Genomic DNA, 14374 nt, shown 5'->3' on the forward strand with positions numbered 1-14374 from the left:
GCCAGTGTAATTGATATTGGCAGGAAAGAACAGCACTCGGCACGCATCCGTTTTAGCGGGCAGACTGATGAGGTAAAATATTTTACAAGTGAAGCCATTGTCAATTCAGAAATCCTTGTAGAACTTAAGGCGGGTGCTGCTTTTGAATTGTTTGGAATTCCCCAAAACTATTTTACCAATAAATGGATGGAAGTAGATAATTTTTTACCGGATACTGCCACATTTTATGATCAGCTGGATGACTGCGGTCTGGATATTGACAGTATGATTCCTATAGTAGATAATTGGCTGCTCGAAATGGCTGTACGGTCTAAGAATAAACCAAAAACAGAAATCCTACTGGCTATGCAGCATATTATTACAAGTTCCGGCCAGATGGATATTGTGCAGCTACGCAATAAAGTAGGAATGACCAGAGCCTCCTTTCAAAACCATTTTAAACAGCAGATTGGCGTTTCTCCAAAAACCTACAGCCGTATTGTAAGAGCAAATGCAGCATACAAAGAAATCCAACAGATAAAAGATGTTGACTGGCAGCAGATAACCCACAATTTAAGGTATTTTGACCAGTCCCATTTTATAAAAGACTTTAAACATTTCTTTGGATGTACACCATCAGATCTTCACCGTGGCGGTTTTTATTTGTCACAGTTTCTTTATAAACCGGATGATTATTAGAAAATTTTCCTTTTTCAATAGATTCTGGTGTATTTTACAATTTGGTTATAATTGACACCAATAGAACGAAACTGACTGTGAAACGAAGTCAATCCCATATAAAAAATGCCTCAAAACACAACTTGCCATGTTCATGTTGAGTTAAAAACAAAAATCCGCCCTGAGGGACGGATTGAATGTAACAGGGAAAAACAGCTTGATACTTCCAGGTATTTTGAAGTTAATTCAATATTTTCCGGAGTACCTCTTTATGTCTTTTTGTATAAAAATATCCTTCTTTTTCAAGTTTTCCAATGCCTTTGTAGCCTTCTTTTAATTTGGGTTCTACCGTTTTTACCTTGCTAATCGTTTTTTCACTTCCAACTTTATCATTAAGCAAATACTGAACGGTAAACAAACCTATAAGCTGATCAATTTCCGGTTTATAGGTTACTGCTTCCTTAAAATATTTAAGAGAAGCCTCCAATTGATCATCTTCCATATAACAATACCCAATATTAGAAAAAACATCTGCATGCTGTTTCTTTTCATTGGCTGAATAGTTTTTCACTATATCTAAGTAATCATACAATGCATTTTGATACTCTCCTACAATTTGTCTACTTACTCCTCTTTTAAACAACAATCCATAATCCTTACTTTCCGGTGTACTCAATCGTATGGCTTTAGTAGTATACAAAATTGTATTATTATAATCCATAGCATCAAAATATAAAGAAGCTAGAAATGCATTATTTGAGTAATCTCCCGGCTCCAAATCAATTGCAATTATAACAGATTCGATTGCCTTTTTTAAATCTTTTTGTACATCATAAATTATGGCACTATTTATATAGGCTTGTGTCAGGGAAGGATTAACTTCTATTGCCTTAGTATACATTTCTAATGCAAGATCATATTTTTTGTATTTTTTATAATGATTCCCGAAATTATAATAATTATTAGCATTTTTATTATCTGTAATTAAAGCTTTTTGATAGTAGTAAAATGCACTGTCTTTCTTTAATTCATTATTGCTATATATATATTTGCTAAATTACCATAAGCTCCTGATAGGTTATCCTTTAACTGAATGCATTTTTTGTACATCTTTATTGCCATCCCTATCTGGTTATCGTGTTCATACATCACGCCCATATCTAAAAGGATATCGGTATCTGCAGGATTAATTTCATAAGCGCGCTTCAGTTCTGTGTTGGCTTTTTCAGGCTGCTTCAAAGAATTGTAGATTTGAGCTTTTTTAAAATATAATTCAGCATTATCAGGATTATTCATCAATCCTGTTTCAATAACTTTTAATGCTTCTTCTTTTCTGTTAAGCTTTATCAAAGACTCTGATTTGTTAAAAAAATAACTATAATACGGTTTCTGAGCAATCGCTTTATCAAAATAAAGTATTGCTTCATTGTCATTACCTAATTGGTTATAACAGCTTCCAACATAAAATAATGCATCATTATAATTACCATTTTCTTTTTCTCCTTTTTCCAGATATTCTTTTAAATAAACAATAGCACTTTGCCATTTATGCAATTTAAAATAAGTATAACCAAGGTTATAATGCGTATTGTTATTGGAGTCCGGAACTTCTAATAACAAAGTTTTATGATACAAAGGCAATGCCTCTTCAAATTTCCCAATGTCAGAATAGCAGTTGGCTTTCATAAGATAAAAGTCAACCAAATCACCGGTACAAAACTGCAAGGCTTTTTCACAAATCTCTATTGCCTTAGGCTGTTGTCCTGATTTTGCATAAATCAAAGCAATGTTATAATAGGCTGTATTATTAGTATTATCCAATTTCAAAACCCTGTCATATTCTATCATTGCCAAATCTGACTTACCTTCTAACTGATAATCATATCCTTTGGTCAGATAATCATTTATTAACAAATCTCCTTCCCTTTGCTTTGGCTGAGAATAGATTGATAGCCCAATAAAAAATAGAAGAAAAAAACATCGGTTTTGATGCAAAATGAAGTTCATCAGTTTCATAAAATAAATTTAGCTTTGGTTTATTAATAATTCGAGAATAGCCTAAAAATTAGTTATAGAATAAACTCTTCAAATTAAATTTTGGCTTTAACTTCCTCTAACTATAAGAAGATTTGTAATTGAAAATATTATATTAGAATTTGGCTAAACACATACAATTAAAAATAAAATGAATAATTATACCTATCTAATTATTAAAATAATTCCTGCAAATATACAGCATGAACAAGCAGTTTTCTCACAAGATATTTAATAAATTTAAATCAAATCTTATTTATCTATAAAACACACAATTAACCTGATTTAAATAAAAAAAGCACATAATGTATTCCGCTTTTTGAAGAGATATTTTTTTTTACACCAAAAAAGTTTCCAGTATTAATATAATGTAAATCCAAAAAGTAAAAAATTAAAAAACTGTTATCGCATTAAAATGTTATTATATTTACCAATTAGAAACATTTATTTATAACTATATGGAGGTTTTTCTTTTAGCAGGATTATTTGGTATTCTTATTTACATTCTTAATACAATTAAAAGTCGTTTTGATAATCTCGAAAATGATATTCAAAAGCTTAGCAAAAAAATCGATCTTTTAAAAACAGCCGAAAAACCTGTTGAAAAACCGATATCCGCTTCTGTTGTTATTCCAAAAGAAGAAATCAAATTCGAAGAAAATGTAGAAATTAAAGAGGCGCCAATTCCTTCAATAAAAGAAAAAACATCAGAATTTAAGCCTGTACAAATAGATCTTTCTATGGAGGCGAAACCGAGCCTTACGAATCAGGAAGCAATTAAAAAACCTATTACTCCTATTGAACCAAAAAAATCATTTTGGGAAAATTTTAAAGAACAAAATCCGGACTTAGAGAAATTTATTGGTGAAAATCTAATCAACAAAATTGGTGTTTTAATTCTGGTTTTAGGAATCAGTTATTTTGTAAAATATGCGATTGATAAGGATTGGATCAACGAACCTGCGCGTGTTGGAATTGGCGTATTATGTGGTGCCTTAGTAATGGGAATTGCACATAAATTACGTAAAAATTACGCTGCTTTCAGTTCGGTAATTGTAGCGGGGGCTATTGCGATTTTCTATTTTACAATCGGAATTGCTTTTCATGATTATCATTTATTTAATCAATCCATTGCTTTTAGCATAATGGTTGTCATAACAGCTTTTAGTGCTTTAATATCATTATCTTATAATAGAATAGAACTTGCTGTACTTTCTTTAATTGGTGGTTTTGCAGTTCCTTTTATGGTTAGTACCGGAGAAGGAAATTACATCGTGCTCTTTAGTTATATTATTATTCTAAACATTGGAATTTTAGCCATTGCCTATTACAAAAAATGGAATCTTGTTAACATACTCACCTATGTTTTTACGGTTTTACTTTATGGAGGATGGCTCGCCGATGACTTGACCGGTGAAAAACCACATTACCTTGGCGCTTTACTGTTTGGATTTGCCTTCTATTTTATTTTTATCTTAATGAATATAATCAATAATATAAGAACAAAAGGAGAATTCTCTAAAACCCAATTAACTATTTTAGCAAGCAATACCTTTTTGTTTTATGCAGCGGGCATGGCTATTTTATCGAATTTCCATCCTGAATTAAGAGGTTTGTTTACTACCGCAATTGCATTATTAAATTTAACTTATGCGTGGTTTTTGTACAAAAAATTCGGACTGGACAAAAAAGCAGTTTACCTGCTTATTGGATTAACACTGACTTTTATAACACTGGCAATCCCTATTCAGTTTGAAGGCAATTATATTACACTATTCTGGGCTGCAGAAGCTGTTTTATTGTTGTGGCTTTCTCAAAAATCAAAAATTTCAAGTTATCGATTTGGCTCAGTAATCGTTCATATCTTAATGATCATTAGCCTGATAATGGACTGGGATTTATTTTACAGCAATAATTTACCTTTAAAAATTATAATTAATCCAATATTTATAACAGGCGTTTTTGCTTTCTCATCACTATTTGCAATTTGGTTTTTATTGAAAAATGAAACCGAAACCATTACATTTTTGAATATCACTTTCAATCCTGAAAAGTATAAAAAGTACGTTTTGATTATAGGGCTTTCTATATTGTATTTAACAGGTTTACTCGAAATTATTTACCAGTCAAATACTCATATTGAAAATATTAATAGCGCCATTGCATTACCTGTTCTTTATCATTTATTGTTCTGCGTCATGTTAAGTTCTGCTTTAATTAAAAACAAAACGAATGAAGGATCTCAGCTGGCTATCATAATCACTGTCACAAATATTGTTTTGTTTACTTTCGGATTTTCAAATTATGCTTTTTTCGAACATACGGATATCATTCGTACAGGAAAGGGCCAGCCAATAGCGTTTTATCTTCATTATATTTCATTAGCAATAATCGTATATTCCGGCTATCAATTGTTCCAGATTCAAAACAGGAACAATTTCAGTTTTTTCAAAAATCGTTATTTTGTCTGGGTTGCAGCGTTCTTTATTATTTATATTGCAAGTTCAGAAGTCATGCTTCATGGTCTTGTATTGATGAATTCACCAGTCACATTACAAGACATACAAACCAGCACAATGTATGCAAGTTACAAATCTGAAATCCCTTACCTTCGTGAATTGATAGCAGAAGATGTTATTGAATTGGCGAGAACTAAAATAATAAAAACCGGCTTCCCAATACTGTGGGGAATTCTGGCTTTTGCATTTTTAATTATCGGAATAAAAAAACAAGTCAAAACAATTCGAATTATTGCGTTAAGTTTACTTGGATTAACAATCTTGAAATTATTTTTATACGACATCAGCAACATTTCTGAAACCGGAAAGATCGTATCCTTTATTCTTTTAGGAATCTTAATTTTGATAATTTCTTTCGTTTATCAAAAGATCAAAGTGCTTGTTATTGATGAAACCAAACCTAATGAAACTAATGAAATTAAATAATTTTTTTATACTCTTATTCCTGACAAACTTTTCGTTTGGACAATTTCAAATTACCGGAAAAATAAAAGAAGCCAAAGAAAATGGTTTCCATGAAATTGTTTTGCCACCAGAAATCCGTTCATATTCTAAACAAGAATTAAGCGATATCAGAATTTTTAATTCTAAAGGAAATGAAATTCCATATTTCATAAAAAGTAATTCTGAAGCTTTATTAAATACATTTGAAGAATATAATATTGTTTCAAAAACAGTCTCCCCGAAGAAAACCACTTCGATTGTTGTTGCTATTCCATTAACCAAAAACAACAATCAGCTTTCTCTGTTTATTGCTAATGCCGATGTTGAAAAAAAGTATTCTATATCCGGCAGCAGCGATCAGAAAGAATGGTTTGGAATATCAAATTCGGAAGTTTTATATGACTTAAACAGTTCGACAGAAGCAAGTGTAGTAAAAACTATTTCCTATCCGTTGAGCACTTATAAATATTTAAAAATTGATTTTGATGATCAAAAAACACTTCCAATCAATGTTTTAAAAGTAGGAAATTTCAATACGCAGCTTCAAAAAAACACATTACAGGAAATTAAACCCAAAAAATCGTCAACATCTGAAATTTCATCTGAAAAAGAAACTCAAATCCATGTTGTTTTTGACGGACCACAAGTAATCAACCAGATTACTTTTGACATTACAGGACCAACCTATTATAAACGTAAAGCAATTATTTACAAAAAAATAACTATTCAAAATAAACGAAAATCGCAAATAGCAGATGAAGAAATTGTTTCATTAGAATTAAATTCAAATACTAAAAACAGTTTTGAAATTCCCGAAATATTCGAAAAAGAATTCTACATCAAAATAGAAAATCACGATAACCTTCCTTTGTCTGTTTCGACAATAAAATACAGTCAAAAACCAATTTCAATTATTGCCGATTTGAATGCAAACGAAAAATACAGCATAAAAACAGGCGATAATAAGCTGACTGAACCTGATTATGATCTTTCTGATTTTAAAAATAATATTAAAGGAATTTTACCTCAAACATATATCTACAATATTCAGCAAAATTCAACAGCGAAAAATAAAACGGAGCATACATCTTTTTGGCAGCAAGGTTGGTTTATGTGGCTTTGTATTTTGTTTGGCGGAATTACGATTTTATTTTTCACAACAAGTCTTATAAAAGATCTGAAAGAAAAAAAATAGACTGAATTTTAAATTTTAGTTTTAAAAAATAATTTCTTCCCCTGTTTGTTTGAAATTTGATATAACAAACGGAAAGAAATTTCGGAATACCAAAAAATAAATCCGATCAAACTCCCACCAAACAAAGGCTAAAGAATGTTTAGCAAATGTTAACAAAATAGATTTTCAAAAACCATAAATAATTGTATTTTTACGGTTCAAAATTCAGAAAATAAATGGGCAAAATCATTGCGATTGCTAATCAAAAAGGAGGCGTTGGAAAGACTACTACATCAGTAAATCTTGCTGCCTCATTAGGTGTTTTAGAGAAAAAAGTATTATTGATCGACGCTGATCCTCAGGCCAATGCTACATCTGGCCTTGGAATTGACGTAGAATCAGTTGAAATTGGAACTTATCAAATTCTTGAACACACTGTAACACCAAAGGAAGCCATTTTAAAATGTACGGCTCCAAATGTTGACGTGATACCGGCTCACATTGACCTTGTTGCGATCGAAATTGAATTGGTTGACAAAGAAAACCGTGAGTACATGCTTAAAAAAGCATTAGAAGAGGCTAAAGAAGAATATGATTTTATTATCATCGACTGCGCACCTTCTTTAGGATTACTGACACTAAATGCCTTAACAGCAGCGGATTCAGTGGTTATTCCTATTCAATGCGAATATTTTGCACTCGAAGGATTAGGAAAACTTTTGAACACCATAAAAAGTATTCAAAAAATCCACAACCCTGATTTAGACATTGAAGGGCTATTACTAACCATGTACGATTCGAGATTACGTTTATCAAATCAGGTTGTTGAAGAGGTTCAAAAACACTTTAATGATATGGTTTTTGAAACCGTAATTCAAAGAAATGTAAAATTAAGTGAAGCACCGAGTTTTGGTGAAAGTATCATTAATTATGATGCTACCAGTAAAGGAGCTGTGAATTACATTAATTTAGCTCAGGAAATTATAAAGAAAAACAGCAAATAGTTTTTATGACAAAAGCAATTAAAAAACAAGCCTTAGGAAGAGGATTATCAGCATTATTAAAAGATCCCGAAAACGATATTACATCAGTAGAAGATAAAAATGCTGACAAGGTTGTTGGAAACATCATTGAGCTTGAAATTAGTGCTATCGAAATAAATCCGTTTCAGCCCAGAAGTAATTTCAATGAGGAATCATTACGCGAATTAGCCACTTCTATTAAAGAACTTGGTGTAATTCAACCTATTACTGTTCGAAAATTAGATTTCAATAAATACCAGTTAATTTCCGGAGAGCGCCGTTTACGTGCTTCTACTCTGGTTGGTTTAACACATGTTCCGGCTTACATCCGTATTGCTAATGATAATGAATCATTGGTAATGGCTTTGGTTGAAAACATACAGCGTCATGACTTAGATCCTATCGAAATTGCGCTTTCATATCAGCGTTTAATTGATGAAATTCAGTTAACACAGGAGCAAATGAGTGAACGTGTAGGAAAAAAGCGTTCTACTATTGCCAATTATTTACGCCTTTTAAAATTAGACCCAATTATACAAACCGGTATTCGTGATGGTTTTATCAGCATGGGTCACGGAAGAGCCATTATTAACATTGAGGATTTAGACGTTCAAACAGATATTTATCAAAAAATTGTAAGTCAGAATTTATCTGTTCGCGAAACTGAAGCTTTAGTTAAAAATTATCATGAAGGGCAGCAACCAAAAGCAGAAGGAAAACCAAAATCAGACGCTGCTTTTGTTGTCAGAGAAACACAAAAAAACAGCTTTAATGATTATTTTGGCTCAAAAGTTGATATAAAAGTTGCCGGAAATGGAAAAGGAAAAATTACGATTCCGTTTAACTCAGAAGCCGACTTTAACAGAATTATAAAATTAATAAACGGATAGTGAATAAAATTGTCCCCATAGGCCTATTGTTCTTTCTCTTAGGAACCGTCTCTCTTTTTGCCCAAACAAAAGAAGAAACGGTTTTAGTCGCTAAAGACACTACCAAATTGCAGGAAATAGATCCGCTTACACCAGCAAAAGCAGCTTTTTATTCGGCAATTTTGCCCGGTTTAGGACAGGCGTACAATAAAAAATACTGGAAAATCCCTTTGGTTTATGGTGCAATTGGTACCAGTTTGTATTTTTATATTGACAATAACAAAAAATACCATCAGTATCGTGACGAATACAAACGAAGGCTTGAAGGATATAGCGCAGAAAGTGGTGATTTTGATTACCTGAGTGATGACAGACTTATTGCCGGCCAAAAATTTTACCAGCGTAATCGTGATTTATCCGCTTTATTTGTTGTTGGATTTTACGTCTTAAATATCATTGACGCAAATGTTGATGCTGCTTTGATTCAATTTAACGTCAACGAAAGACTATCTCTTCGTCCGGAAATTTATCCCTCGGATGTAACTTTTAAACCAAATGTTGGACTAACTTTTAATTACAACTTTTAAATAGCTTTTTTTACCTCTATTTAAATTTAAAAATATACAAAAAAATGAAAATTGCACTTTTAGGATACGGAAAAATGGGTCAGGTAATCGAAAGGATTGCTCTGGAAAGAGGTCATGAAATTGTCTTAAAAAAAGATGAATTCAATACATATGACGGACTTTCAACAGCAGATGTCGCTATAGATTTCAGTGTTCCTACTGCAGCCGTTTCTAACATTTCAAGTTGCTTTCATGCAAATGTACCGGTAGTTTCAGGAACAACTGGCTGGCTGGAACATTATGATGAAATGGAAGCACTATGCAAAGAAAAACAAGGTGGTTTTATTTCGAGTTCAAACTTTAGTCTGGGAGTAAACATCTTTTTTGAGTTAAATGAATATTTAGCCAAAATCATGGCTCAATTTGACTCTTATAAAGTATCAATGGAAGAAATTCACCATACCCAAAAATTAGATGCACCAAGCGGAACTGCAATTTCTTTGGCAAAAGGAGTGATTGAAAACAGCGCTTACGCAAAATGGACAATGGAAAGTCCAAAACCGGAAGAGATTTACATCGAAGCCAAAAGAATTGGTGATGTTCCCGGAACTCACACAGTAACTTATGATTCAACCGTTGACAGCATCGAGTTAAAACATACTGCACACAATCGTGAAGGCTTTGCTTTAGGAGCTGTTATTGCTGCTGAATGGTTAGCAGGTAAAAAAGGAATCTACACAATGAAAGACGTTTTAAATCTGGAATCTAAATAAAATCCAAAAAATAATATTCTGAAATTTCAGAACTAAAATATAAAACTATGACACTTTATCTTTGGTTTGTTTTTTTCTTAGCCGTACAAATAATTCATTTTCTGGGAACCTGGAAATTATATCAGGCTGCGGGCCGAAAATCCTGGGAAGCAGCAATCCCTGTTTATAATTCGATTATTTTAATGAAAATCATAAGCCGACCAACATGGTGGACACTACTGCTTTTCATCCCGATTATTAATCTGATTATGTTTCCGGTTGTTTGGGTAGAAACACTGAGAACTTTTGGCAAAAAAACAACTTTAGATACTATTTTAGGAATTTTTACTTTAGGATTTTATGTTTATTATGTAAACTATACCCAAAAACCAGAGTACAATGCCGATAGAAAATTAACACCCGAAAACAGAACAGCAGACACAGTTAGTTCACTCCTTTTCGCTATAATTGTAGCAACGTTGGTTCACACATATGTGGTACAGCCTTTTACAATCCCAACCTCTTCCTTAGAGAAATCACTGCTAATTGGGGACTTTTTATTCGTAAGTAAAGTAAACTATGGCCCAAGAGTTCCTATGACCACGATTGCATTACCAATGGTACACGACTCTATTCCGTTAACTAAGAGAAAATCATATCTAAGCTGGCCACAATTACCTTATTTTAGATTGCCTGCTTTAGAAAAAATAAAACGAAATGACATTGTTGTTTTCAACTGGCCGGTTGATACAGTGCATTACTTCTTTGAACCAAAAGGAAGACCCGGTGTAATAAAACCAATTGATAAAAAATCAAATTATGTAAAACGTTGCGTTGGTATTCCAGGTGATAGTTTATCCATAAAAGACGGTTTTGTATACATAAATAATAAAAAGCTAATTCTTCCTGAAAGAGCAAAACCACAATATTCTTATGCAGTAGCATTAGACGGTAAAACACCAATTGATTTTGAATCTCTTTTAAAAGAACTTAATGTCAACCTTGTTGATGTTTTAGGATTCAGAGATCAAACAAAAAGAGACACTTTATATTTTGCTGCTTTAACAGAAGCAAATGCTGAACGTTTGAAAAATACTCCCGGCATTACCAATGTTAAAAGGCAAATTTCTAAAGGAAATGAAAATGCAATTTTCCCGCATATCAACAAATGGAATCAGGATAATTTTGGTCCAATATACATTCCGGAAGCTGGAAAAACAGTTGCTTTGACAAATGAATCGTTACCATTTTACAAAGACATCATAACTACTCATGAAGGCAATACGCTACAATTAGATGGGGCACATTTTTTAATCAACGGTAAACCGGCTACTACATATACCTTCAAACAAAACTACTATTGGATGATGGGTGATAACCGTCATAACTCAGAAGATAGCCGTTATTGGGGATATGTTCCCGAAAATCACATTGTAGGGAAACCTGTTTTTATCTGGATGAGTTGGGATACCAACGGAAAAGGTATTAATAAAATCCGCTGGGACAGGGTTTTCACCACTGTTGATGGCGAAGGACAGCCACAATCCTATTTCAAATATTTTCTGATTGCATTAGCCGTATTTTTTATTGGAGAGTATTTTTGGAAAAAAAGACAAGAAAAAAAAGCATAAATAGTCGAACGTCTGAAAGTCAAAAGTCATAAAGCCAATCCAAAACTTTATGACTTTTGACTTTCAGACTTTTAAAACTTAAACAAAATGAATTCCTTATTACTTCCTACCTATTTTCCGTCGATTAGCCATTTTGCAGTTATGGTTCAATCTGAAAATATCACTTTTGAAATGGAAGATAATTTTCAGAAACAGACTAATAGGAACCGCACCTATATCTACAGTCCAAACGGAATTCAACTTTTAAATATTCCTGTTAAACATTCTAAAACGGCACATCAAAAAACGAAAGATGTTCTAATTGAGAATGAATTTGACTGGCAGAAACAGCATTTCAAATCTTTGGAAGCCGCCTACAGAAGCTCTCCTTTTTTTGAGTTTTTTGAGGATGATATTCTTCCTGTATTCGAAAAAAAACATATGTATCTTATGGATTTAAATCTGGAAGTGCTGGATATAGTGACCAAATGTTTACGTATGAAATTAGAGTTTGGTAAAACAACCGAATATTTTCATGAGACAGAAAACATCTCAGATTTCAGATTTTTGGCAAACGGAAAAAAAGATACTAATTCATTCGAAAAATACCCTCAGGTTTTTGATGAAAAACATGGTTTTATTAATAACCTAAGCGTTTTGGATTTACTATTCAATGAAGGTAAATTTGCAATGGATTATTTAAAAGCACAGAAATTAGAAGTAAAATAGGGTAATAATCTACGTTTTGAATTTTTTATTGGAATTTGGAGAATCAAAAATTGAAATTTATTATTAGTTATTCCATCGAAATCCTTGTCATTATTGGATAATGATCAGAGTTTTCAAAATCAGAAAAGCTCTCAAACTGTTTTACTTTCATTTTTGGATCTGTAAAAATATAATCAATTCTAGCGGGATAGTAGCGAAATTTATATGTCGCTCCAAAACCTTCCCCGGCTTCTTCAAAAGTATCTTTTAGCTTTCCTTTAATGTTTCTGTAAACATACGAAAATGGACTATTATTCATGTCTCCACATATAACAATAGGATTTTTACACTGTTTAATATTTTCTTTAAATATTTCTGCCTGCTCCTGCTGCTGTCTAAATCCCGCACTGATTCTGCTATAAATTTGTTGTGACTTACGTTGGTTTACATTATCAATGTCATTCGAAATCTTATCAACATCAGGTGATATTTTAATTGACTGCAAGTGCATGTTATAAACACGAATAACATCTTTCCCTCGTTTTATATCAGCATAAACTACATTATTATCTGATTTAGGAAAAATAATGTTTCCTTCATTTATAATTGGGAATTTTGAAAAAATAGCCTGCCCTGTTTTTATTTGATTCCCGTCAATAAAAATATAACGGTGCGGATACACTTTTAAATCAAGGTGTGCTGAATTTGAGTATTCCTGAATGCATAAAATATCGGGGTCTTTTTCATCAATAAAAGCTTTAATATTTGAAGGGATATCATCACGATCCAACCATTTAAAAACATTAAAAAGACGCACATTATAACTCATTACAGAAAAATCTTTTTCATCTTCTACATATTCCTTACCAGAAATTTTATAGAATTTACTAATAAATGTAATTCCGGTCAACAACACCAAACCAGACAAAATAAGGCGTTTTTTAAACTGAATTGCCCAATACACAAAGAAGAAGGCATTTAAAACAAAAAAGGCTGGCATAAACAGCGTAAGCACCGATAAAAGCGGAAAACTTTTAGGTGCTAAAAAAGGCAAAATATAGACACTAAATGTAACAATAGTTAGTACTATATTTAAAAAGAACATTATTTTATTAAACCACGAAAGGTTCTTCATAATTATCTTGCTAAAATTATTTTCCAGCTTTAAATAAAAACTCTTTTTCTTCTTTTGTCAGACAATCATAACCAGATTGACTAATTTTATCTAAAATCTCATCTATTTGCTGTTGCGTTTTGTCTTTTGTAACAATTCTTGAAGTAACTTTTTCTGTAGGTTTTTGATAATTTTTATGAACTTTTTTAAATGGGGTCGTAGGGGATTTTCTAAACAGATTAACAAAAAAGTCTATTATTCTGGAAACAATAATACTTAAATCTGTTCCGTTTTGAAGCAGTTTAATGTAAATAAAACCAAAAAAGGCCCCGGCTAAATGTGAGATATGTCCACCTGTATTATCCAAACGCAATTGCATAAGATCTAAAATAAGTATCACACCTGTAATATGCCATAATTTTACATTCCCAATCAACAACAAACGAACATTCATCAATGGCTGATACGTTGTTGCAGCAACAAGAATTGCCATAATTGCAGCGGAAGCCCCCACAATAGGAGCTGAAATATTCAAAAAATAATAACTTAATGCAAATGTAATCCCGGCAAAAATGGCACTTAAAATATATAAGCCTAAGTATTGTTTTTGAGTAAAAAAAGTCAAAAACAACTGGCTCGCAAAATTCAATACCATCATATTAAACAATAAATGTAAAAATGAAGAATGAAAAAATGCATACGTTATAAATGTCCAGGGTCTGAATAAAAAAACATTAGGATCTGAAGATAATTCTAACCAATTTGGAAAATCAAACTGACCAAGAGAAAATTGGTAAAACACCAACGAAATCAGGAAACAGGCAATATTCCAATAAATTAAACGTAGCGAAATACCGCCTATTTTATATTGCAATTTTAAATCATCCAGAATATTCATAAAAGAT

Annotated in this window: 14 protein-coding genes; 9 read left to right on the forward strand and 5 right to left on the reverse strand. The window is 32.0% G+C overall.

Going from position 1 to position 14374, the window contains the following annotated elements; genetic code table 11:
* On the forward strand, positions 1 to 678 hold a 678-nt coding region (locus JE46_RS13775), incomplete at its 5' end, for a helix-turn-helix domain-containing protein (RefSeq protein ID WP_031455876.1).
* 14 nt (positions 679 to 692) lie between these two features.
* Here the strand turns inward: JE46_RS13775 and JE46_RS24730 are convergent.
* The 3 genes from JE46_RS24730 to JE46_RS13785 all read right to left on the reverse strand — a co-directional run bounded on the left by JE46_RS24730 (position 693) and on the right by JE46_RS13785 (position 2673).
* Entirely contained in the window at positions 693 to 776 is an 84-nt protein-coding gene (locus JE46_RS24730) for a plasmid mobilization protein (protein ID WP_449403940.1), read from the reverse strand.
* 122 nt (positions 777 to 898) lie between these two features.
* Complete coding sequence (locus JE46_RS13780) at positions 899 to 1702, reverse strand: tetratricopeptide repeat protein (protein ID WP_317041408.1); 804 nt, start codon at positions 1700 to 1702, stop codon at positions 899 to 901.
* Complete coding sequence (locus JE46_RS13785) at positions 1681 to 2673, reverse strand: tetratricopeptide repeat protein (protein WP_031455878.1); 993 nt, start codon at positions 2671 to 2673, stop codon at positions 1681 to 1683. The genes JE46_RS13780 and JE46_RS13785 overlap by 22 nt, the downstream gene beginning before the upstream one ends.
* Before the next feature lie 476 nt (positions 2674 to 3149).
* On the opposite strand from JE46_RS13785, the gene JE46_RS13790 reads away from it, so the two are divergent.
* The 8 genes from JE46_RS13790 to JE46_RS13825 all read left to right on the forward strand — a co-directional run bounded on the left by JE46_RS13790 (position 3150) and on the right by JE46_RS13825 (position 12376).
* The gene (locus JE46_RS13790) at positions 3150 to 5636 is read left to right on the forward strand and encodes a DUF2339 domain-containing protein (RefSeq protein ID WP_031455879.1); all 2487 of its coding nucleotides are present in this window, start codon (positions 3150 to 3152) and stop codon (positions 5634 to 5636) included.
* A complete protein-coding gene (locus tag JE46_RS13795; RefSeq protein WP_031455880.1) occupies positions 5623 to 6849 on the forward strand; it encodes a hypothetical protein in 1227 nt (408 codons plus the stop codon). The genes JE46_RS13790 and JE46_RS13795 overlap by 14 nt, the downstream gene beginning before the upstream one ends.
* A gap of 215 nt (positions 6850 to 7064) precedes the next feature.
* Positions 7065 to 7832 (forward strand): ParA family protein, encoded by a 768-nt coding sequence (locus JE46_RS13800; protein ID WP_031455881.1) that lies wholly within the window; start codon positions 7065 to 7067, stop codon positions 7830 to 7832.
* A gap of 5 nt (positions 7833 to 7837) precedes the next feature.
* The gene (locus tag JE46_RS13805; protein WP_031455882.1) at positions 7838 to 8740 is read left to right on the forward strand and encodes a ParB/RepB/Spo0J family partition protein; all 903 of its coding nucleotides are present in this window, start codon (positions 7838 to 7840) and stop codon (positions 8738 to 8740) included.
* Positions 8740 to 9306: a DUF5683 domain-containing protein gene (locus JE46_RS13810; protein ID WP_051872888.1), complete on the forward strand. Its 567-nt coding sequence runs from the start codon at positions 8740 to 8742 to the stop codon at positions 9304 to 9306. Before JE46_RS13805 ends, JE46_RS13810 begins: the two co-directional genes overlap by 1 nt.
* Positions 9307 to 9350: 44 nt before the next feature.
* Positions 9351 to 10058 (forward strand): 4-hydroxy-tetrahydrodipicolinate reductase, encoded by a 708-nt coding sequence (gene dapB / locus JE46_RS13815; protein ID WP_031455884.1) that lies wholly within the window; start codon positions 9351 to 9353, stop codon positions 10056 to 10058.
* Between the two features lie 47 nt (positions 10059 to 10105).
* Entirely contained in the window at positions 10106 to 11668 is a 1563-nt protein-coding gene (lepB, locus tag JE46_RS13820; RefSeq protein ID WP_031455885.1) for a signal peptidase I, read from the forward strand.
* An 87-nt stretch (positions 11669 to 11755) separates the two neighbouring features.
* Entirely contained in the window at positions 11756 to 12376 is a 621-nt protein-coding gene (locus tag JE46_RS13825) for a WbqC family protein (protein ID WP_031455886.1), read from the forward strand.
* A gap of 67 nt (positions 12377 to 12443) precedes the next feature.
* Here the strand turns inward: JE46_RS13825 and JE46_RS13830 are convergent, their stop codons facing one another.
* Together JE46_RS13830 and JE46_RS13835 are read right to left on the reverse strand one after the other, a co-directional pair.
* A complete protein-coding gene (locus JE46_RS13830; RefSeq protein ID WP_031455887.1) occupies positions 12444 to 13490 on the reverse strand; it encodes an endonuclease/exonuclease/phosphatase family protein in 1047 nt (348 codons plus the stop codon).
* A 16-nt stretch (positions 13491 to 13506) separates the two neighbouring features.
* Complete coding sequence (locus JE46_RS13835; RefSeq protein WP_031455888.1) at positions 13507 to 14367, reverse strand: rhomboid family protein; 861 nt, start codon at positions 14365 to 14367, stop codon at positions 13507 to 13509.
* Positions 14368 to 14374: the final 7 nt, after the last annotated feature.

The organism is Flavobacterium chungangense LMG 26729, assembly GCF_000735715.2.
In the GTDB taxonomy this organism is placed as follows: domain Bacteria; phylum Bacteroidota; class Bacteroidia; order Flavobacteriales; family Flavobacteriaceae; genus Flavobacterium; species Flavobacterium chungangense.